Here is a 19,680-nt window from a genome sequence, read left to right as displayed (position 1 = left end):
AATTATTCCGTATTTATATCCGGTGTATCAAGTAAATCAGCTATCGTGAAATTTGGTTTTCCTCGATATAACTCTTTACAAAAATCTGCAATGGAATAACCCACTACATCGACTATTTCAAATGATTGGCTCAGTTGAGCTATTAGCTCTTGCACACGTTTATGTGAGTACTTTATTAACGCTAAATCTGCTGGATCACCACTTTTAAAAGTAAAAACGATAAAGGAAATTAAACTACTGATCCTAAATAGCATTTGCATGTTTTCGGGTGACCATTGCACAAATGGACATAAGGCACTTTGTGATAATGGTGTATAGAGTCGTTCACCTTTGACTATCGGATAACAGTGAAGTTCATAATTTTGTTCATCATAGCAATGGCGTAAGGCTATTTTTGGCTTTTGGGTAACGTTAATAGTGCCATCGTTATCAGCCGTCGCCTCTAAAAAGGCATAGTTCCAATTACGTTTATCAAATAATTGTTTATAGGCACTATCAAAACCATGCGTTAAAATCCCGTCCATATCACTAATTGAAGATGCCGCCATATGATAGATAGCAGGTACATCACCCCAATTAAGTTTCTTTTTATGAGCAGTAATTTCTTTTAAACTAGCTGTTATCGGTAACTCTTTCATTTCACCTCAGTACTTATTTGCCAACAAATCAAAATAAATAATACAATAACATTGTAATCAATTGTCGCAAATTAGATAATCAAACAAAAGGTTTGTTTACTGTTATTGGTGACAATTATTGTTATCTGATGATTTTTTAAGTGGTATGTAGTGATGATCTATGAATATGATGCCAGTTCGGAAAAATGTCCTGTGCCATTAGTACAATTGCGATTATTGTTAAAAAAAATGTCGAATGCTGATTTTTGTTTACTGAGAATATCTGACCAAGGCTCTATCAAGGATATTCCTAAACTATTAACGAAACAAGGTTACCACTATAAAGAGTCTTGGCTTGAAAAAGACACCCTTGAACTTTTTATTAGTAAAGCCCCTCAACCCCTTTCATCCAACAGGTAAGTTATATAAATGGTTTCATTATTTTCTCAATGGTATAAACGTAAGTTTTCTGATCCAAACGCAGTAACTTTAATGGTTATTCTTTTGTGTGCCTTTCTTTTTGTCTTTTTATTTAATAACTTACTTATGCCGGTCTTTGTTGCTATTGCGATCGCTTTTTTATTAGATTTACCTGTCCATCGTCTAGTCCGTCTTGGCTTATCAAGAACATTTGCCGTGGGTATCGTTGTAGCGGGGTTTATCGGCATTTCTTTAGTCGGTATTCTTGGGCTAATGCCGGTTATTTGGCAACAAAGTAGTAATTTATTACAAGAAGTACCGCAAATGGTGTCTCAGGGACAAACCTATTTGTTGACGCTTCCCGAGTTGTATCCTGATTTAATTAATGCCGGACAAATAGAAACATTAATTTCTGCCGTCAATGATAAGTTAATTGAATGGGGACAAGTTGCCTTAAAAGCGTCTCTTAATTCTATTTCTGATATTGTTGCTTTGATGATTTACTTAATTTTAGTGCCGTTAATGGTGTTCTTCTTTCTAAAAGATAAAAAAGTATTAATTTCAAATTTTACCTCATTTCTTCCTAAAGAACGTTTAATGGCGACGAAAGTAGGCGATGAGATGTATCAACAAATTATGAATTATATTCGTGGTAAGGTGATTGAAATCCTTATTGTTGGTGCTGCATCGACCATAGCCTTTATCGTCCTCGGCCTAAATTATGCGGTATTACTTGGTGTTTTAGTGGGGTTGTCGGTACTTGTGCCATATGTAGGCGCTACTATCGTCACTTTTCCTGTCTTGTTGGTGGCTTTATTTCAATTTGGCACAGGTAGCGAATTCGGTTATGTAATGATAGCTTACGGTATTATTCAAGCTATTGATGGCAATATTATTGTGCCATTATTATTTTCAGAGGCGGTAAATCTCCATCCAGTAACGATTATTGTTGCTGTTATTTTATTTGGCGGCATGTGGGGTTTCTGGGGAATATTCTTTGCTATTCCCCTAGCAACTTTAGTTAAGGCCGTTTTAAATGCTTGGCCATCAAATAGTGACTTTCCTGAACAGGGTACCGCTTAAAGAGGTGCTCTAAGGTAAACTTTACCCTGAGTCTTTTTGATACTGCTCGATAATTTCTTCAATGGTCGTGATACCAAACATAACTTTATTGATAAAAGATTCAGCACTGTGGATTAAGTTAAAATTAGGATGTTGTGACCAAATAGTCTGTAGTTTATCGTCAAGAATGATAGCCGCTTTTTCTGATTCATTGCGAATGGGATTATTACTTTTGATACTTTCACCTGATTTTGCTGCACTTTCAAAAAAAATGACCGCATCGTAACGTGCCAACTCATCAGCAAGCGTGGTATCCATCGCTTGGAAAAACTCATCATCATTGCCTGGCCAATAAGCTAGGCCGTCTAAAGAGCCTCGGTCACATAAAATAATACTGTGCTCAAAAGTCGCTCGCTGAATATCTTCTAAATTTTTTTGTAAATTAAAAATAGCAGTTTGTTGTATTTTTAGTACATGATTGTTATTTGAACGAGCAATGCCGCCACTGAAAATCATCGTTGCTGCTTCGGGGACGGTCGCTATTTTCCCTGAAAATTCACGGCGAATAAGATCAACGGCTGTGGTTTTACCGCCACCAGGGCCGCCAGTAAGTACGATACGTTTTTTTACATGAGTAATATTCATCAGCATTTATTATAAGGATATTTTCATTACTGTAGCTTGCGTTAAAATAGGCTTCAAGCTTAATTGTAAATATCGCCAAATAACTCTACTTGGGTCAAGTAAATGCGTAAATCTAGTTCTACTTGGTGATAATCTGCTTGCATATGCTGACAAAGTTTATAGAAATTTTTGTTATGATCTTTTTCTTTTAAATGGGCAAGTTCGTGAACAACGATCATTTGCAAAAATGTTTCGGGCGTTTTTTTAAATAAAGCGCCAATGCGTATTTCATTTTTACTTTTGAGCTTACTACCTTGCACCCTTGATACATAAGTGTGCAAGCCTAATGCGTTATTAATAACATGAATTTTATCGTCGTACTTTATCTGGCTTAATGGTTCAGACTTCTTTAAGTACTGATTTTTAATATCCATTACATAGCTGCGCAGGGCTTTATCGTTATATATTTGATGGGTAACAGGGTATTTTGCCAACAAATAGGCAGATAACTTCTTGGCCGTTATCATTGCTTGTACTTTATGTTGAATATCTAAAGAATAGGCTGAAAGGTATTTTAAAGGAGCAGGCATTATAGCATTCTATTTATGCGGCTAGCCTAAAACAAATAAGCTAACCGTTACGGTTAATTTTTAGTCGTTAGTGTTTAAAACGTCTAAAACAACTTCATGGTGGTTTTTTGTCTTGAATTTATTAAATACGTGGCTAATTTTGCCATCTAAGCCAATTAAAAAACTTAAACGATGGATGCCGTCGTATTCTTTTCCCATGAACTTCTTTAATCCCCATACGCCAAAGGCGTCAGCAACACTGTGATCAACATCTGACAATAACGTGAAGTTTAATGCATCGCGCAGACAAAACTTAACTAACTTCTTCGGTTCGTCGGGACTAATGCCAAAGACTATTGTATTTAATTGTTCAAGTTCGCTTTTACTGTCTCTTAGGCCTTGTGCTTGCACAGTACACCCTGGGGTCATGGCTTTAGGGTAGAAATAGACCAGTACTTGTTTTTTACCAATATAATCAGCTAAAGCGACTTTATCGCTATTTTCATCAAGTAAAGTAAATAGTGGTGCGGTTTCGCCAACAGTTATTGTTTTCATGGGTATCCTGCTTGTATGTAGTTTATATAAGGTTTGAATTCACTTTTTTAATGCAGCCTTGCACATCAACTTGTTCGCATAGTTCAAAGTAATCGCTTTCTAGCTGTGCAATACTTGTGTCTTCGGTTAAGGCTATTAAAATGGTCGCGCGCATTTGATTAGTGACGGGGTCAATTTCTGATTTTAACGATGATAAGTCAATATTGCGGGTGGCAAAAAATGCGGTCACCGCTTTTAATAAACCAGGTTGGTCGATACCGGCATAATCAACTTGATAATGATGGGTGAACTCTCTTTTTTTATAACCAGAGGTTCTTTTCATCATGGTGGTTAATTCAAGCTTGACTGCCACGGCAGGTAACTTATTTTCAATTTGATTAATCGCTTTCGCACTACCATTTAATAACATAATCAAAGAAAACTCTAGGCCAAATATCGCCATTCTACTGTCAATAATATTACAGCCGCATTTACTCGCCAGCTTAGTGAGCTCACTTACACTTCCTGTTCTGTCTGCGCCCATTGCTGTGAGTACTAAATATTGAGACATAGTTAGCCTAAGTAGTTTAAAAAAGTGGCTATTGTAACGTATTTAAAGCAGATAAAAACCGCTATTAAAGCGAGAATATATTTATTTGTTATTTTTCGAGTTGAATTCTTGTGTTTGTAAAAACAGCCAAGTACCATGGTGCCCATTAATTTGTCTGATAGTATACTTGTATATGCTGATCAATAAAATCTATAGATAATATTGGAACTTAATACAGATAATTTACTCAAAGAGCAGATTAAAGTTTTCGTTGTCTACATTTAATCTACATTTAATGGTTTCAAAGTTAACTTTTATGGTCAGTTCAATATAAGAACCAACTTTTAAAGATTCAGATTGTATCCTCAGGAGTGTTAATGAATCGTCGTATATTTTATTTTTCCTTGTTAAGTCTTGCAGTAACAGGTTGTGGCAGTGTTAATAACAAAAGCGCTATGGGCGATTTTGAATACGCCAAAGTTAAAGAAGCTAAACAAATAGGTGTTCCTACAGGTTTGAATAAGCCTGAAGTTAATGCAAAGTTTTTTATCTCAGACGCCATCAATAATAAAGGGCCAATTGGCCAAGATGTTGATGTTAGAGCGCCTTCATTGGTTCTTCCTGTCGCTTCATCTTCACGTGTTGTTCCAGGTACAATGAACGCTAAGATTTGGTTTGACCAAATATTAGAAGATACCGATTTGAAAGACTTCATCACTGAAGCACTGCGTGAGCAACTCGCGAGTGATGGTGTAGAGTTAACGGCTATCGGTACTGATGATAATGTATTTGAGTCGGCTTGGTACCATGAAGAAGACGTTTCTGGTTATTGGTTATTTAAAACGGTAGATAGCAGTGAGAGCATGCGCTTTAACTATCAGTTTGAAAGTAAACCTCATGGTCGAAGTGTCGCTTTAAGTGTTAAATTAATTGATTACATGCGTACCGACAAGAACGGCGCAAGTAAAACAATGGACATCATTGACAAACAACGCGCAGAAATGGCGATGCTTAATGAGGTTGTTGCTCAGGTTGATTTTAAATATCGATTGCAGCAACGTGAAAACCGTTTAATGCGAGCTAATCAAAAATTTGTCACTATTGGTGAAAACGCTCAAGCAGAGCCAGCATATATTGCTGAAATTGATATTGAAATGCTTTGGTCAAATATGCCATTGTTTTTTACAGATTATGGCTTTGAGATAACAGATCTTAATGAAAGTAAGAAAATATACTTTGTTGATTTTGCGAAGCCTGAAAATAGCTTATGGTCAGTTATATGGGGAGATGACGTTCCTGTTATTGATCTTGACCAAGCTAAGTACCAATTTGTACTTAACGACGAACAAGGTAAAACCTCGGTAACTATCTATGATGCTGATGGTAATCCTTTACCCGTTGAAGTACTAGAACGTATTTTTCCAGTAATGGAAAGAGGCTTATCTTTTAGAGATGCTTTTTAACTTGCTTTAATCGTGCTTATTTAAAATAAAACGCCGCTAAATTTTTTAGCGGCGTTTTTTTTACAAGTCAATTATCTACAGTGTATCTTAATGGTATTTGAAATTATAAAGGTAGTTGTTCAAGTCAGTCTTTATCAAGACTTAATCTTTCTTAAAATAGACTGCTTGGCTATTTCATCGATTTAAATGGCTATTTCGCTTTTTTTCTTTTGACTCTATCGGTTCAGCTGAAACGATAGTTGGCATTTTATGGGCTTTGTTATGACTGCGCGGCAGTGTTTCTTCTAAATCATTTAAGCCTTGCTTTCGTAAAGGTGTATTAGCATTTTGTTGAACAACACTAAAATTACCAATTATTAAGGCGAAAGCTGCAATAATAATAACGATGACTAACCAATTATCCATAGTGAATACTCCCAACATTTTGAATATATTGCTGATAAATAGTTGATAGGTTCTGAAGAATCTCTTTTTTCCCCAAGATATCTGAGCTTAAAAGAACCGAATTAAGCAGGTTCTCAGTTAATAACCTTTCTCCATGTTGCGCTATTGGCCAATAAGATAAATGCCAAGGCTCTATAGCGACTCCACCGCGAAATTTATCGTAAGGAAAGTAAAAGCCAAAGCGACTAGCATGTTGAGTTAGCCATTGGTTTAATGGATAAAAAGGCCCCCCAACAGCAAACTCCCATGGTTCTAACTGTAGCTTTTCATCGTCAGCTAATAAATTTTTAGCATAGATATCGATATCGCATCCCCAATGATGTCGACTTGCCCCAGGAAGTGCCGAAAAGTATAAAATAGCCTGAACAATTTCTTGCTCTGTTATTTTATTAATATCTAGGGTTGCCCCTTGCATATCTTTAATCGCGAGCTGACCTGAAAACTTTCGGTTCCAAATAGTTAATTGTCGAGTGAAGTCTCTATAACCACTGGCAATTTTCAGTTCAAAGCCAGCCAACTTTGCTTGATCAGACATAGCTTGCCATGCAGTTAACGCTTGGCGATGAATTCCTGTCTGGTCATCTAACCAAGTAATATGGCTATTGTCGTGGCCAGTTAATTGTCTGTTAGTTAATATTTCAATCATTAAAGTTAAGCTGTGGTTGTTGGGTCAGTGAGTGCATTAACCAGTGTATGGTAATAAATATCAGTAAGTAAAATTAAATCATTACAGCTAACACTCTCGTTGACTTGATGAATAGTGGCATTGCACGGCCCAAGTTCAATCACTTGTGCACCCGTAGGGGCAATAAAACGGCCATCTGAAGTGCCACCAGATGTTGATAATTCAGCATCAATATTGGTGACTGTCTTTATAGCTTTTACCGCAGAGTCAAGCAAAGCGCCAGGTTCAGTAATAAACGGCTTACCATTAAATGTCCATTTAATTTCATAGGTTAATTGATGTTTAATAAGGACAGCATCAATTTTATCGATAATATTTTGAAAATTTAATTCGGTACTAAAACGTAAATTAAACCATGCGGTTAAATGACCAGGTACAACATTAGTTGCGCCAGTACCCGATTCGATGTTTGATAACTGAAAACTTGTTTTAGGAAAATAAGCATTACCGTTATCCCAGTGCATTTGACTAAGTTCGGCTAAAGCAGGCATAGCTAGATGGATAGGGTTTTTTACATGATCAGGGTAGGCAACATGGCCTTGTTTACCGTGAATGATTAGTTCACCAGAGATAGAGCCCCGGCGACCATTTTTAACGATATCACCGACCCTATCTGAGCTGGTTGGCTCACCAACAATACAATAGTTGATTTTCTCATGACGAGCTTCAAGGGTATCGATAACACGGGTGGTGCCATTGATAAAAGGCCCTTCTTCATCACTGGTAATAAGGTAAGCTATTGAGCCCTTATGGTCGGGATGATCATTTACAAAGCGTGCTGTAGCAATGAGCATTGCGGCTAAACTGCCTTTCATATCTGCAGCACCGCGCCCGTACAACATGCCATCAATAATGGTTGGCTCAAAAGGGGGAGTATGCCAAAGCGCTAAGTTACCTGCGGGAACAACATCAGTGTGACCGGCAAAGCAAAATACTGGCTCAGTTGTGCCGCGTCTCGACCATAGATTGGTCGTATCTTCGAAAACCATAGTTTCATTGTTAAATCCCAAAACGCCTAGACGCTCTGACATCATTTTTTGACAACCAAAATCTTCAGGGGTTACTGACGGGCGGGCAATTAAATCTTTCGCTAACATGATAACGTCATGTTCTGCCTTTAATTTACTCATGATAAAAATAGTGCTTGATATACAGGCTCTTTAAAACCCACTTCAAAGGCGTTGTTGTGAGCGATTAAAGGTCTTTTGAGTAAGGTCGGTTGAGCCAAAACTGCTTGGAAAATAACATCATCAGTTAAATTGCTCTTAATCGCTTCGGGTAGGTTTCTAAAAGTGGTACTACGTTTATTGAGTAAAACTTCCCAAGAGCTGTTGCTGACAAATTCATTGAGTAACTCAGGCGTTAATGGTTGTTTCTTAAAATCAAAAAAAGTGTACTCAATATCTTGCTTATCAAGCCATTTCGTTGCTTTTTTAACCGTGTCGCAATTATTTATGCCGTAAATAGTGGTCATGAACATCCCTTAAACTAAATTATTTGGTAATCGTTAGATATCAATGCAGTGGTTGCAAGAGATACATTATTTGATTTTACTAAAATATAATCAGTATCAAAAGTAGATATAGCAAAAATACTGATTTTTTCTTTGGCTAAAATTGTTGATATTTTCGATAAAATACCCGTTAGCGTAAAATCCAATGGGCCGACAACTTCAAGTGCTTGCCAGTCTTTTTCAACCTCATCACTCACAATGTTGATACTTTGAGGTAATACAATGGATGTTTCTTCATAGGTTTTTGCAATAAAAAAAATTGGCGCATCAAACACAGCTTTTGGTATTTCGATATCGCTGGCTAAACTATGAATAGCAAACGTTTCTTCAAGTAATTTGAGGGTAAGAGTGCTCATTGAACGTGACCATTAGGAAAAAGGTCACTATAGCGTTTACTGGCTAATTGTTAAAGCAAGGATAGTTATCTTAAACAGATTAAGTATCGTCAATGCCTTGCTTTAGCAATGAACAGCAGATATTAATAAGATAAAGCAAGTTTACTTGATCTTGTCTCGCGACTCCCCATCGCTTGATAATAGATAAATAATATGATGTTTATTTAGATTTTATTGTATTTTATGGCAATAATAACTTGTTATTTATAAAAACAGCATCAAACGTGGAAAAGTTAATGTATTCTTGCTGGTTAACCTGTTAAATCCTCATCAATAGTTATTAATGATATCCACAAAAGCTGTGGGTATCATTGTGGGTAACTATTGCTTTAATGGTTATCTTTATGTTTTTAAAGGTTAATTTTAGCTGGTTGTTTTTTGTCTAGTGGCTAAAAATTGATTGAATTATAAATAGTTATTAAAATAGTCAACTGTATATAAAAGCAGTCTCAAGCCAATAAAAATATAAGCTAAAAGGTTAATAAACTAACCTTTTAGCTGAGTAAACTATACTTTTGCTTGAATGGCTGTTAAGGCAATTGTATAGACGATATCATCGACTAAAGCACCACGGGAAAGGTCGTTAACCGGTTTTCGCATGCCTTGTAACATTGGCCCAATACTGACTAAGTGTGCAGAACGTTGTACCGCTTTGTAGGTGGTATTACCGGTATTTAAATCAGGAAAAATGAAGACATTGGCTTTACCCGCAACAGGGCTGTTAGGCGCTTTTTTCTTGGCAACATTTTCCATAATGGCGGCATCATATTGCAGCGGTCCATCGATGATCAAATCAGGTCGTTTTGCTTGCGCGAGTTTGGTTGCTTTTGCTACTTTTTCTACATCGGCACCAACCCCCGAACTGCCAGTGCTGTAACTTATCATGGCTACCTTAGGGTCAATGCCAAACTTTATTGCTGAGTCGGCAGATTGTATCGCTATCTCAGAGAGTTGTTCCGCAGTTGGCTCAGGGTTTATTGCACAATCACCATATACTAGAACTTGCTCAGGTAATAACATAAAGAAAACAGATGAAACTAATGAACTTCCTTCAGCCGTTTTAATTAATTGCAGGGCAGGGCGAATCGTATTTGCAGTGGTATTAATAGCTCCAGAGACTAAACCGTCCACTTCACCGAGTTGCAACATCATTGTTGCTAAGACCACGTTGTCTTGTAGTTCTTGTTTTGCGACCACTTCGGTTAATCCTTTATGTTTTCTCAACTCAACTAAAGGAGCAATGTAGTGGTCTCGAATTAAGTTGGGGTCGGTAATTAATAGTCCTTCTGGTAATTGAATACCTTGTTGCTCTGCAATCAATAAAATACTTTCTTTATCGCCCAGTAACTGACAACGAGCAATGCCACGTTCAACACATATTGCAGCAGCCTTAATGGTTCTGATATCTGTGCCTTCTGGCAAAACAATGAGTTTATTTGCACTACGAGCAAGTTCTGTGAGCTTATGCCTAAATGCTGGTGGAGACATTTGGCTACTTTGTGCTACATTTTCAGACAGTTGCTGTAACCAATTCGCAGACAAGTTATCAGCGATATATTCTCTTACTTTTTCATGACGTTGAATATCATCTGCAGGGGTTTCTGGGTTGTAGTTCATTAAATGACGAGACGTTTGCCAAGTATCCCAAGGCACAGAAAGCACCGGTAGGCCAGCGTCTAAAGCTTGTTGACAAAGTGTCATCACTTGTTCGTTGGGTTTATAGCCGTTAGTCAATAATAATGCGCCCACTTTTGTACCATTTAAAGCCGATAAACAGGTGGCGATAATAATGTCGGTTCTGTCTCCAGGAGTAACAATTAATCGACTTGGTTGTAAATGGCTCATTAAATTGCCAACGCTGCGTGCACAAAAACTAATACTGCGGATACGGCGATGCGACATATCACCTGCATTTAATACTTCAGCATTGAGATAATTGCAAATATCCATGACCCGTGGCGCGATTAAGTCCATTTCCCATAAGACAGTACCTAACAAGTCAAAATGACGATTTTTAAATATCGATAAATTAATTAGCGTAGCAAGATCGAACTCACTATTAAAATCACTTTCACGAGGCAGTAATCCATACTCATCTTTGTCGGGACTATTAATCTTATTAATAATACAACCAATAAGGCGTTTGTTTTTTATTCCGCCAAAAGTTTCCGCACTAACTTCTAAACGGTCCTCAAACTCTTCAGCGCTATCGTTATCGGGCGCTGCCACCAAGACAATATCTGCTGACAGGGCTTGAGCAACATCTCGGTTGATTCTGCCCGCGTAAGGTTGGCGTGTCGTTGGTATCAGTCCTTCAATAATCACCACATCATGTTGTTTTTCAAATTGATTGAAATCTCCAACAATCTTTTCTAAAACAATATTATGCTTGCCATCGCCCATTTGTTGTTCAACATAAGCTAATGATACCGAAGTCCCTAAATTTGGAGTATTGAGCTTACTTTGAACCGTATTATTTTTGTGAGCTAATAAACGACGAGCGGGTTGACTTATTGGTTTAAAATGGCCGACATTTATACCTTTTTGCTGACACGCATGAAGTAAGCCTTGCACAACACTGCTAAGTCCAACGCCAAAACCTACTGGGATCAACATGATTCTATGTGACATGACTTTATTCCTTAGTTGAGCTGTTATTAAATAAAAGTTGTGAGGTTTGCTCTGCAATAACCCACTCTTCATTTGTTGGAATGACTAAAATAGGACGAGAGTTTTCTGTACCGATATTACCTGCCTTGCCAAAGCAGCAGGCATTATTCTTATCAGTAGCAACAAAGAAATTAAGTAGGCTCAATTGATCAATAATATTGGCTCTAATTAGCGTCGAATTTTCGCCAATACCGCCGGTAAATATTAAGGCATCGATTGATGTTAAGCTGGCAGTAAAAGAAGCAACGGACTTTGCAACACGGTAGCAAAATATATCTAATGCTAACTTTGCTCGTGGATTTTTATCCTTTAACCAAGCTTCTTCTATTTCACGACAATCGTTGCTTAACCCCGAAACCCCTAATAGGCCGCTTTCTTTATGTAACAAATGGCTCACTTGCGCTGTGGTATAGCCGAGTTGATTGATTAGGTGAAAAATAATACCCGCATCAACATCGCCGCTGCGTGTGCCCATCATCACTCCTTCGAGCGGTGTTAAACCTAAGCTAGTATCGACACTCTTACCATTTTTAATCGCAGTAACACTGCAACCATTGCCCAAGTGAGCACTGATAAAATTACTTTCATTAATGGATTTATCGAGTGTTTTAGCCGCTTGTTGTGCAACAAAATAATGGCTTGTACCATGAAAACCATAGCGTCGAATACCATGCTCTTGATAGAGAGCGTAGGGAATACCATAAATGTAAGCTTTTTCTGGCATCGTTTGGTGAAAAGCTGTGTCAAAAACGGCAACTTGCGGCACATCAGTAAAAACCGTTTCCGCGGCGTTAATACCCATCAAATTTGCTGGGTTGTGTAATGGGGCAAGCTGAGACAAGTTACTGATGGTGTTTTTTACTTCATCAGTAATTAACGTTGGCATACAATAGTGTTCACCACCATGGACAACGCGGTGGCCTATGGCACATATTTGTAAATTTAATTGTTGTGAAACTAAGCTGTCAACTAAAGCCATTATCGCTGTTCGATGATCAAATGGATGAGGTATAGCCGTGTGCTTTTTTTGTCCCTTAACGTTAATCTTGATGCTTGCTTGTTCGGACAATAAGCGCTCAGCGAGTCCTGATAGTAATGTTTCGCCGTTTTCTGGTTTAATTAAAGAAAATTTTAAGGATGAACTACCGCAATTTAACACTAAAATTAGATTTTTTTTCATGGTTTTATTTAATGCTCATTTATTAGGTGGTTAATTGTTTTATTACAATACGTTAATTGGAATGATTATAGACCAAATATAGCGTTAAAATATTGATATGAACTAAGGAAGTTAACTTTAGGGAGACTTGATTAAAACTAGTTACAACTTTGTGCTATCTTTTAAATAACCGTTGTTATAGTGTGTCGTTTATGAATATGAGTTTAGTAGAACTAATTAAGCTAGGTCGAGAGTATATGCGACTTTGGCCGCAGCGAGCAGAGTTAGGCAATTATTTTGCCGAGTATCAAGCTGTTCAAATTTGCCGTTTGGCTTTTCGCTATTTACCGGGTATTGCGTTGTTTTCTTTTATTATGCAACTTTACCTAGGATCGATAACATTATTACCACAAGCGTTAGTTTATAGCTTATTTATTTTAAGTATTCCGCTACAGGCATTGTTAATGCTTGGCGTTAAAGCCGATAAGTTTTTGCCGCTGGCACTCGCCTCTTGGTACAAAGAAAGTGTTGCTAGAGTCAACGAAGCGGGTGGTTCGATAAAATTATCACTGCACAAGCCACGTTTTATTGATTTAGCAAAACTACTTAACATCAGTCATCAGTCACAAAATTCTAAATTCTAACCGCTTAACAATTGAGTTAAACGTTAATTGACCGTGTTTTTATAAAGACGTATCAAAAAATCAGCTTGGCAAGTGAAATTATTTCTTGTTTTTAAATCGTTAAGTAAGGTTTCAGTCGTTTTAAAAGCAAAAGGGGTCATTGCTAATAAGTTAATAATATCTTCACCTTCAGCAAATTTCATCTCATAGTTCACTTCTTTTTGTGCAATCAATGTTAAATTTTCAATAGGACTTTTAGTCATATCATGTTGTTGCGCTGTTCGGTATATTAATGCTTTTAGTTCAATTAAATGATTTTTTGCCGGCGTTACTGTGACTAAATAGCCATTATTAGCTAGTACCCGAGTGAATTCTTCTTCAAGAATTGGTGCGTAAATAGAGTTGATCCAAGAAAAGTAGTTTTCACTAAAAGGTAACAGCGACAAGGTGGCAACACTAAATTGACAATCTTTATATTTTTTAGCGGCATTTTTAACCGCATTTTTTGCAATGTCAATACCATAAACACGGTTGGTAGGCCTTACATACTGTTGAGTATAAAAACCTTCACCACAGCCAGCATCAAATACCGGCTTTGTTAAATCACCATATTGTTGATATAGAGATTGTAATTCATCAGCGAGCGGTTGATAAAAGCCTTTATCTAGAAATTGACGACGTGCGTTAACCATGGCTTTGTTATCACCAGGGTCTTTTGAATGTTTATGTTGAACGGGCAATAAGTTTACATAACCTTCTTTTGCTTCATCAAAGCTATGGTTGTTCTGACAACGATAGCTTTGGTTAGCTAACACTAATGATTTTTTACAAATGGGGCAAACGTATTGAGCAAGGAACATAGTATTTACTCAACAGCTACTTAAAAGTAGACCAAATCGGCGCGTGATCTGAAGGTTTTTCAATAGCACGTAGTTCGTAATCAATATCGGCTTCGATACACGTTGCCGCCATCTTGTGCGTTGCCAAAACCACATCGATGCGTAAACCACGATTATCAACAAAACCTTTAGAACGATAGTCAAACCAAGAATAACGTTCCGCTTTTGTTGGATGCAATTCTCTAAACGTATCTTTAAATCCCCAAGCCATTAAAGTTGCAAGCCATTCTCTTTCTTCTGGTTGAAAACTACACTTACCAGTCTTTAACCAACGCTTTTGGTTAGGCTCACCAATACCAATATCTAAATCAGCAGGTGAAATATTAATATCGCCGATAATGACTACGTGCTCATCTGGGGTATGGTTATCATTTAAATAGGTCATCAAGTCTTTATAAAATTGACGCTTATAGGGATATTTTGTTTCATGAGCGATGTTATCGCCTTGCGGGAAATAACCGTTTAATACCGTTACTTTTTCACCTTGTTCATTGGTGGTCTCAATCATCACCATACGTTTTTGAGACTCTTCAGTATCGCTAGCAAAGCCCATTTTAACAATATTGGCTGCTTTTTTACATAACATAGCCACACCATAATGTGCTTTTTGACCATGAAAATAAACGTGATAACCCATAGCTTCAACAGCTTCAACGGGAAAAGCATCATTATGAACTTTGATTTCTTGTAAGCCAATAATATCAGGCTGGTGCTTATCAATGATGGCTTGAAGTTGGTGTAAACGCGCACGAAGGCCGTTAATGTTAAAGCTAATGATTTTCATAAAAGACTCGATATTGATTTTTTCCACATGCTACCAGAAGTTATCAGAGAAGGTTATTATTAATTGCTAGTGAAGTGAATTAGGTACTTATTAACATCAACTTTTTAATAGACAGGTAAATGTGTAAATAAATAGAAATTAAACTCAACTAAATTAAAGGATTGCCGATATAAGCTTTAGAGAAAATAATAAAGTTGAAGTACATTGCTTACAGAGTCAGTTGACAGTCAAATTCTGGTACACGAATTACAATTAGGTGAACAACTTAATGTAAGTGTGCACAGCGCTCGACGAGCTGACTTTTCACTCTTATTGGCAATGCTAAGTGATGACGTACCTAGCCATAGTCAATTTTCTTTGCCAAAAACTGTCGTTGACACTAAAACGACTAATGATGCAAGCTTACGTAAAGAGTTTGACCTTCCTGATAAAGCACCTTTATCTCTGAATGAAAATCACAGCACAGCAATATTTGATCAAGCAGAACTTATTCAGCAGAATAACCTAGCAGAATTACGTTTATCAAATGCTTTGTTGCCTAAACCGCTTGCTTTTCGAGATGATAAAAAGCATATCAGACAAGAAGTATTAAATAATACCTCGCTGTACTGCCAGAAAAAATTTAATCATACAAAGAATAATACGCCGCAAGACACCGACAGTTCAAGATTATCATTCGATACTAAAGGTTGGCTTAACGCCGTGCATAACACTATCGTTAAAGCGCCGTTACTTGATGCTATAGCATAAGGTTATTGCATTAGCATGCCAATAAAATCGTGCGTTTGTGTTGACGTTATTTGTGATTAACTTTTTCAGTTTACTGGCCTGAGCAATGTTTAAACTTGATTGTTAATTGTTGAGTTTACTTGCTACAGCATTGTCTAAATTTTTATTGCTATGACAAAAGCATCGCTGGTTTCTTTTGGGAAGAACTTGATTGTTAATTGTCGAATTTACCGGCCACAGCATTGTTTAAATTTTTTATTACTATCGCAAAAGCAAGCTTGGTTTCTTTTTGGTGCTATCAGCGCTTCATTGTTACTGACTTCACCATCTAAATATCGCCATTGCCCCTTTTCAACAACAAAGCGTGATGTTTCCTTCATCAGAAAATACTCACCTTGATGTTGGTAATAAGCCGAAAAGCAAACCGTCGGTAAGTGTTGCTCTTTATTGTCAGCGTTTACAGCATTTTGATCATTAAGCTCGGTATAATCACTGGCAGCATTAATGGTTAGTTTTAACCATTTGGTTTCTTTGGCCCATGCTGATATATCAGCGATTGATTGTAAAGCTCTGCTAGCTTGAGCATAAGTCTGATAAATATAATCAGCAGCCTCTGTTGCATAGGCGCTATAGCGAGAACGCATCAATTGCTCTGGTGATTGTGCACAGGTCTCTTGATTTATTAATAAGCAGCAGCATTGCTGAAAACTAATATTTGAACCACATGGGCATTGCATAAAGTCGACATTATTTTAGAAAAGTAGTTGATCTATTTTAGCAGAGCAAAATTTTATTTTCTGTTTTAATAACGGCAAAATCGCTTCAAACTCAATTAATGTAACAATAAAGAAGAATCCGAAAGAGTGACGTAATTTTTTAGTCGTTGCTGGTTTAAACGTTTTTGAGTTTGCTTGGTTAAAATAATGCATTGAGTTTGTCCTTTTTCTGCGAATTGAGTGAGTTGGCTTAATTGTGATTTATCTAAGGTGGCATTACACAAAATAACAGCCGAACAGTGACCTTTTTCTAAAGCATCTTTAATGGTATTTAGTGAGATATTACGTTGATGAAGATTAACTTTTAAGATTCTTTTAGGGTCTATTTTTCCTTGATCAGACAATTGCTGAAGCGGCTTCTCTTCAGGGTTTATCATCAGGATCCATTTGTTATCTAAATCATGATTTTTGAAGATTTCAGTATACTGCTGAGATAGTTCTATGGCATTAGCAATACTTCTAACATCACACCATTTGTGTTTTTTGATAGCCATAGTTGTAGTTTTTAACGCTAAGGTGTTGGTATTAATGTGATTTATTGAATTCATTTTTAAAACCTCGATATACTGTATGTATGTACAGTATATCGTTTTTGGTGTTTATTCAAGCACTTTTTATGATTAATATTAATTGATCCTACTGAAGGATCTAATGTAATAAACGCCAGTAAATGAGGGGAATAGCACCAACAGTATTGAAGATACCACTAGTATTTGTTGGCCCAATGCTATGCTAGGGGATTTTAGCGATAAACAATTGTTAGCTCTTAAGCTTTCCTTAATAAAAGTTTGTTATTTTCATTCACTGAATATTTAAGGTAAATATCCCCCTATGAATAAACAGGTCATTTGATGAATAACCGCTATTAACGTTCATTTTTTTATGGCGAATATTTCTGTAATAACCGACAATAACTTTGAGATAAAACACCTTGAGTCGTTCATACCTATGGCATTGTTAAGTCTTATCTTCACTGTTGATGGTTTTCGACCGTCAAGTATTAATAACCGGCCTTGGAAAAGGCTAGATAATATAAAAACCGTTAATAGTCATTTTAAATTGTTATAGGAAAAATATGCGCATATTGTTAGTTGAAGACGATATCCCCCTGGCTTTGGGATTGCAGCAGTCACTTCGTCATGAAGGCTTTGTTGTTAACCATGTTGATAATGGTAAAACGGCAATTTCAGCATTGTCTGTGTCAGATCAAGACTTAGTTATTCTTGATCTGGGTTTACCTGATATTGACGGATTGGAAGTGCTAAAGCGTACTCGTGATCGTAAGCTAGGTATTCCTGTTATTATTTTAACCGCAAGAGACGCGCTTGAAGATAAAGTTAAAGGCTTAGATTTTGGTGCAGATGATTACCTGGTAAAGCCTTTTGAAATTAGCGAATTGTTAGCACGCCTTCGCGTGATTGAACGGCGTTTAGGCACGGCAAAGTCGGCATTGATTATTTGCTCAGACGTGGCAATTGATACCGCAGCACATAAAATCCTTATTAAAGATGAAGAATTAAAAACGTCAAAAAAAGAGTACATGGTATTAAAAGCATTGATGGAAAATGCCGGTCGAATCCAATCTCGGGAACAAATTGAATCGCGTTTATATGAATGGGGAGAAGAAGTGGCCAGTAATGCTGTTGAGGTACATATACACAACTTAAGAAAAAAATTGCCAGAACAATTTATAAAAACAGTCAGAGGCGTTGGTTATACGGTTAATAAAACCTAATGTCGATTCGTCGCTACTTAGTCCTTATTTTACTATCCATCATCACTTTGATGACATTTTTTGCTGCCATACAGGGCTATAAAGCCAGTATGGAACAAGCAACTAGCTTATTTGATGAGCAATTAGTTATCGTCGGTAAAACCTTGTTAGCGACCTCTGCGACTCTTTCTGACAAGGGTGCCGAAAATCGATTAAGTGCAGCAACAGTGGTCCCTTCTAACCATATTGCTTATCAAGTCTTTAGCAATAATACTTTATTACTACGCACAGATAATGCTCCTGAACAGTCAATTACTGAGTTACCTGCAGGGTTTACGGACCTTAATTTTATTGGACAGCGTTGGCGAGTATATATAGAAACATCAACAAACGAACAGGCGCAAAGAAGTCAATTAAGAGTGCTGGTTGCCCAACCGCTTGAACAAAGATTTTCACTGGCTGAACAAGTTATATTATCTGCTGTGACTCCTATTATTTTAGTTATCCCTTTGATTGCCTTGTTTATTTTTATGGCGATTCGTCAAGGCTTAAAGCCGTTAACTGTTTTGCGCCGAGAATTGTCAGAAAAGAAAATTAATGACTTATCAAAGCTTTCTAGTGAGACATCAACAAAAGAACTACAACCGGTTATTCAGACACTAAATCTGTTATTTGAACGCTTGTCGGCAGCTTTTTCAAGGGAACGTTATTTTGCTTCTGACGCCGCTCATGAATTAAGAACGCCGTTAAGTGTGCTCAAAATTAATGTTCACAATTTACAAATAACCCAAAGTGAAAACCTTGACAGCACCGGGCAGGCTTCGTTAATGCAATTAGGTCAAAGTGTTGACCGAATGGCTCATGTTGTCGATCAAATATTAACGTTAAATCGTACTAATCCTGATCAACTCACCATGGCAGTCACTAAGCTTGAATTACAAGGATTGTTGCAACAAGTGATCAGCGACTTATACCCTGAAATATTGCAGCATCAGCATGATATTTCGTTAGAAAGTGAAGCCCAAATTATTTATGCTAATGAATTTGCCTTATTGACCTTAGTGAAAAATTTAATTGGTAATGCCTGTAAATATACTCCTAAAGGCGGGCATATTTTGGTAAAAACGTTGATTGATGAAGACAGTTTCACCCTGATTGTTGAAGATTCTGGCCCCGGTATTGACTCCAGCGAATACCAGCGAGTTTTCGATCGTTTTTATCGTGTGGGTGGAGATAGCCATCACTCTACTGTGGTAGGATGTGGCTTAGGTTTAGCGATTGTTCAGCATATTGTTAAATTACATCATGCGAGTATTATTTTAGCAAAATCGACGAAATTAGGTGGCCTTAGCGTGTCAGTAAGGTTTCCACAAAAGACTCAAGCGATTGACTTACATTTACATCAGTTTGAACAAGAATGGGAGGACAATAAGTGAAAGCACCTGCTATT

At 37.1% G+C, this 19,680-nt stretch carries 23 protein-coding genes; 7 read left to right on the top strand and 16 right to left on the bottom strand.

Annotated features, from left to right (window positions below):
• Window positions 1–2: 2 nt before the first annotated feature.
• A complete protein-coding gene (locus H4J69_RS09815; protein ID WP_182216119.1) occupies window positions 3–638 on the bottom strand; it encodes a hypothetical protein in 636 nt (211 codons plus the stop codon).
• Between the two features lie 153 nt (window positions 639–791).
• Here H4J69_RS09815 and H4J69_RS09810 point away from each other — a divergent pair, with 153 nt between their 5' ends.
• Both H4J69_RS09810 and H4J69_RS09805 read left to right on the top strand, forming a co-directional pair.
• Window positions 792–1,037 carry a sulfurtransferase TusA family protein gene (locus H4J69_RS09810; RefSeq protein ID WP_182216117.1) on the top strand — a complete coding sequence of 82 codons (246 nt, stop codon included), beginning with the start codon at window positions 792–794 and terminating at the stop codon, window positions 1,035–1,037.
• A gap of 9 nt (window positions 1,038–1,046) precedes the next feature.
• Window positions 1,047–2,120, top strand: coding sequence for an AI-2E family transporter (locus tag H4J69_RS09805; RefSeq protein WP_182216115.1), 1,074 nt, complete (start codon window positions 1,047–1,049; stop codon window positions 2,118–2,120).
• A 21-nt stretch (window positions 2,121–2,141) separates the two neighbouring features.
• Here H4J69_RS09805 and H4J69_RS09800 read toward each other — a convergent pair whose 3' ends face one another.
• The 4 genes from H4J69_RS09800 to H4J69_RS09785 are packed head-to-tail and all read right to left on the bottom strand — an operon-like array spanning window position 2,142 to window position 4,397.
• Window positions 2,142–2,744, bottom strand: a complete 603-nt coding sequence (locus H4J69_RS09800; protein WP_182216113.1) for an AAA family ATPase — start codon at window positions 2,742–2,744, stop codon at window positions 2,142–2,144.
• Window positions 2,745–2,803: 59 nt separating this feature from the next.
• On the bottom strand, window positions 2,804–3,313 hold the full coding sequence (locus H4J69_RS09795) for a YgjP-like metallopeptidase domain-containing protein (RefSeq protein ID WP_070373884.1): 510 nt from the start codon (window positions 3,311–3,313) through the stop codon (window positions 2,804–2,806).
• A gap of 60 nt (window positions 3,314–3,373) precedes the next feature.
• Complete coding sequence (bcp, locus tag H4J69_RS09790; RefSeq protein ID WP_182222244.1) at window positions 3,374–3,847, bottom strand: thioredoxin-dependent thiol peroxidase; 474 nt, start codon at window positions 3,845–3,847, stop codon at window positions 3,374–3,376.
• A 22-nt stretch (window positions 3,848–3,869) separates the two neighbouring features.
• Window positions 3,870–4,397, bottom strand: a complete 528-nt coding sequence (locus tag H4J69_RS09785; RefSeq protein WP_182222245.1) for a glycine cleavage system protein R — start codon at window positions 4,395–4,397, stop codon at window positions 3,870–3,872.
• Window positions 4,398–4,753: 356 nt separating this feature from the next.
• Here H4J69_RS09785 and bamC point away from each other — a divergent pair, with 356 nt between their 5' ends.
• Window positions 4,754–5,839 carry an outer membrane protein assembly factor BamC gene (gene bamC, locus H4J69_RS09780; protein WP_182215752.1) on the top strand — a complete coding sequence of 362 codons (1,086 nt, stop codon included), beginning with the start codon at window positions 4,754–4,756 and terminating at the stop codon, window positions 5,837–5,839.
• Window positions 5,840–6,013: 174 nt separating this feature from the next.
• Here bamC and H4J69_RS09775 read toward each other — a convergent pair whose 3' ends face one another.
• From H4J69_RS09775 to H4J69_RS09745, 7 genes are all read right to left on the bottom strand, one after another.
• Window positions 6,014–6,244 (bottom strand): hypothetical protein, encoded by a 231-nt coding sequence (locus tag H4J69_RS09775; RefSeq protein ID WP_182215754.1) that lies wholly within the window; start codon window positions 6,242–6,244, stop codon window positions 6,014–6,016.
• Window positions 6,237–6,929, bottom strand: a complete 693-nt coding sequence (locus H4J69_RS09770; RefSeq protein ID WP_182244653.1) for a M15 family metallopeptidase — start codon at window positions 6,927–6,929, stop codon at window positions 6,237–6,239. The genes H4J69_RS09775 and H4J69_RS09770 overlap by 8 nt, the downstream gene beginning before the upstream one ends.
• Window positions 6,930–6,934: 5 nt before the next feature.
• Window positions 6,935–8,098: a succinyl-diaminopimelate desuccinylase gene (gene dapE / locus H4J69_RS09765; protein WP_182215757.1), complete on the bottom strand. Its 1,164-nt coding sequence runs from the start codon at window positions 8,096–8,098 to the stop codon at window positions 6,935–6,937.
• A complete protein-coding gene (locus H4J69_RS09760) occupies window positions 8,095–8,442 on the bottom strand; it encodes an arsenate reductase (protein WP_182215759.1) in 348 nt (115 codons plus the stop codon). The genes dapE and H4J69_RS09760 overlap by 4 nt, the downstream gene beginning before the upstream one ends.
• A gap of 14 nt (window positions 8,443–8,456) precedes the next feature.
• Window positions 8,457–8,837, bottom strand: coding sequence for an ACT domain-containing protein (locus H4J69_RS09755; RefSeq protein ID WP_182215761.1), 381 nt, complete (start codon window positions 8,835–8,837; stop codon window positions 8,457–8,459).
• A gap of 546 nt (window positions 8,838–9,383) precedes the next feature.
• A complete protein-coding gene (gene pta / locus H4J69_RS09750; RefSeq protein WP_182222249.1) occupies window positions 9,384–11,507 on the bottom strand; it encodes a phosphate acetyltransferase in 2,124 nt (707 codons plus the stop codon).
• A gap of 4 nt (window positions 11,508–11,511) precedes the next feature.
• A complete protein-coding gene (locus H4J69_RS09745; protein WP_182222250.1) occupies window positions 11,512–12,726 on the bottom strand; it encodes an acetate kinase in 1,215 nt (404 codons plus the stop codon).
• 191 nt (window positions 12,727–12,917) lie between these two features.
• Between H4J69_RS09745 and yfbV the strand changes: the two genes are divergently transcribed.
• Window positions 12,918–13,349 carry a terminus macrodomain insulation protein YfbV gene (gene yfbV, locus H4J69_RS09740; protein WP_182230800.1) on the top strand — a complete coding sequence of 144 codons (432 nt, stop codon included), beginning with the start codon at window positions 12,918–12,920 and terminating at the stop codon, window positions 13,347–13,349.
• A gap of 23 nt (window positions 13,350–13,372) precedes the next feature.
• On the opposite strand, the gene rlmA is transcribed toward yfbV, so the two are convergent.
• Both rlmA and xthA read right to left on the bottom strand, forming a co-directional pair.
• Window positions 13,373–14,188: a 23S rRNA (guanine(745)-N(1))-methyltransferase gene (gene rlmA / locus H4J69_RS09735; RefSeq protein WP_182230801.1), complete on the bottom strand. Its 816-nt coding sequence runs from the start codon at window positions 14,186–14,188 to the stop codon at window positions 13,373–13,375.
• 16 nt (window positions 14,189–14,204) lie between these two features.
• The gene (gene xthA, locus H4J69_RS09730; RefSeq protein WP_182215767.1) at window positions 14,205–15,011 is read right to left on the bottom strand and encodes an exodeoxyribonuclease III; all 807 of its coding nucleotides are present in this window, start codon (window positions 15,009–15,011) and stop codon (window positions 14,205–14,207) included.
• A gap of 204 nt (window positions 15,012–15,215) precedes the next feature.
• Between xthA and H4J69_RS09725 the strand changes: the two genes are divergently transcribed.
• Window positions 15,216–15,761 (top strand): VC2046/SO_2500 family protein, encoded by a 546-nt coding sequence (locus tag H4J69_RS09725; protein ID WP_182222253.1) that lies wholly within the window; start codon window positions 15,216–15,218, stop codon window positions 15,759–15,761.
• A gap of 206 nt (window positions 15,762–15,967) precedes the next feature.
• Here the strand turns inward: H4J69_RS09725 and H4J69_RS09720 are convergent, their stop codons facing one another.
• Window positions 15,968–16,477: a YchJ family protein gene (locus H4J69_RS09720; protein ID WP_182222254.1), complete on the bottom strand. Its 510-nt coding sequence runs from the start codon at window positions 16,475–16,477 to the stop codon at window positions 15,968–15,970.
• A 95-nt stretch (window positions 16,478–16,572) separates the two neighbouring features.
• The gene (locus H4J69_RS09715) at window positions 16,573–17,064 is read right to left on the bottom strand and encodes a hypothetical protein (RefSeq protein WP_182222255.1); all 492 of its coding nucleotides are present in this window, start codon (window positions 17,062–17,064) and stop codon (window positions 16,573–16,575) included.
• A 527-nt stretch (window positions 17,065–17,591) separates the two neighbouring features.
• Between H4J69_RS09715 and H4J69_RS09710 the strand changes: the two genes are divergently transcribed.
• Both H4J69_RS09710 and H4J69_RS09705 read left to right on the top strand, forming a co-directional pair.
• Entirely contained in the window at window positions 17,592–18,251 is a 660-nt protein-coding gene (locus H4J69_RS09710) for a response regulator (protein WP_182215775.1), read from the top strand.
• Window positions 18,251–19,666, top strand: coding sequence for an ATP-binding protein (locus tag H4J69_RS09705; RefSeq protein ID WP_182222256.1), 1,416 nt, complete (start codon window positions 18,251–18,253; stop codon window positions 19,664–19,666). The genes H4J69_RS09710 and H4J69_RS09705 overlap by 1 nt, the downstream gene beginning before the upstream one ends.
• The last annotated feature ends 14 nt before the right edge of the window (window positions 19,667–19,680 follow it).

The organism is Colwellia sp. BRX10-9 (assembly GCF_014077405.1).
GTDB lineage: Bacteria > Pseudomonadota > Gammaproteobacteria > Enterobacterales > Alteromonadaceae > Colwellia_A.
Note: the sequence above shows the minus strand (reverse complement) of the source record. Positions and strands in the feature narration are given on the sequence as shown.

Excerpts from the sequence above, each read along its gene's own strand:
- H4J69_RS09815 (WP_182216119.1), bottom strand. The coding sequence starts at position 638 with ATGAAAGAGTTACCGATAACAGCTAGTTTAAAAGAAATTACTGCTCAT.
- H4J69_RS09810 (WP_182216117.1), top strand. The coding sequence starts at position 792 with ATGATCTATGAATATGATGCCAGTTCGGAAAAATGTCCTGTGCCATTA.
- H4J69_RS09805 (WP_182216115.1), top strand. The coding sequence starts at position 1,047 with ATGGTTTCATTATTTTCTCAATGGTATAAACGTAAGTTTTCTGATCCA.
- H4J69_RS09800 (WP_182216113.1), bottom strand. The coding sequence starts at position 2,744 with ATGAATATTACTCATGTAAAAAAACGTATCGTACTTACTGGCGGCCCT.
- H4J69_RS09795 (WP_070373884.1), bottom strand. The coding sequence starts at position 3,313 with ATGCCTGCTCCTTTAAAATACCTTTCAGCCTATTCTTTAGATATTCAA.
- bcp (WP_182222244.1), bottom strand. The coding sequence starts at position 3,847 with ATGAAAACAATAACTGTTGGCGAAACCGCACCACTATTTACTTTACTT.
- H4J69_RS09785 (WP_182222245.1), bottom strand. The coding sequence starts at position 4,397 with ATGTCTCAATATTTAGTACTCACAGCAATGGGCGCAGACAGAACAGGA.
- bamC (WP_182215752.1), top strand. The coding sequence starts at position 4,754 with ATGAATCGTCGTATATTTTATTTTTCCTTGTTAAGTCTTGCAGTAACA.
- H4J69_RS09775 (WP_182215754.1), bottom strand. The coding sequence starts at position 6,244 with ATGGATAATTGGTTAGTCATCGTTATTATTATTGCAGCTTTCGCCTTA.
- H4J69_RS09770 (WP_182244653.1), bottom strand. The coding sequence starts at position 6,929 with ATGATTGAAATATTAACTAACAGACAATTAACTGGCCACGACAATAGC.
- dapE (WP_182215757.1), bottom strand. The coding sequence starts at position 8,098 with ATGAGTAAATTAAAGGCAGAACATGACGTTATCATGTTAGCGAAAGAT.
- H4J69_RS09760 (WP_182215759.1), bottom strand. The coding sequence starts at position 8,442 with ATGACCACTATTTACGGCATAAATAATTGCGACACGGTTAAAAAAGCA.
- H4J69_RS09755 (WP_182215761.1), bottom strand. The coding sequence starts at position 8,837 with ATGAGCACTCTTACCCTCAAATTACTTGAAGAAACGTTTGCTATTCAT.
- pta (WP_182222249.1), bottom strand. The coding sequence starts at position 11,507 with ATGTCACATAGAATCATGTTGATCCCAGTAGGTTTTGGCGTTGGACTT.
- H4J69_RS09745 (WP_182222250.1), bottom strand. The coding sequence starts at position 12,726 with ATGAAAAAAAATCTAATTTTAGTGTTAAATTGCGGTAGTTCATCCTTA.
- yfbV (WP_182230800.1), top strand. The coding sequence starts at position 12,918 with ATGAATATGAGTTTAGTAGAACTAATTAAGCTAGGTCGAGAGTATATG.
- rlmA (WP_182230801.1), bottom strand. The coding sequence starts at position 14,188 with ATGTTCCTTGCTCAATACGTTTGCCCCATTTGTAAAAAATCATTAGTG.
- xthA (WP_182215767.1), bottom strand. The coding sequence starts at position 15,011 with ATGAAAATCATTAGCTTTAACATTAACGGCCTTCGTGCGCGTTTACAC.
- H4J69_RS09720 (WP_182222254.1), bottom strand. The coding sequence starts at position 16,477 with ATGCAATGCCCATGTGGTTCAAATATTAGTTTTCAGCAATGCTGCTGC.
- H4J69_RS09715 (WP_182222255.1), bottom strand. The coding sequence starts at position 17,064 with ATGAATTCAATAAATCACATTAATACCAACACCTTAGCGTTAAAAACT.
- H4J69_RS09710 (WP_182215775.1), top strand. The coding sequence starts at position 17,592 with ATGCGCATATTGTTAGTTGAAGACGATATCCCCCTGGCTTTGGGATTG.
- H4J69_RS09705 (WP_182222256.1), top strand. The coding sequence starts at position 18,251 with ATGTCGATTCGTCGCTACTTAGTCCTTATTTTACTATCCATCATCACT.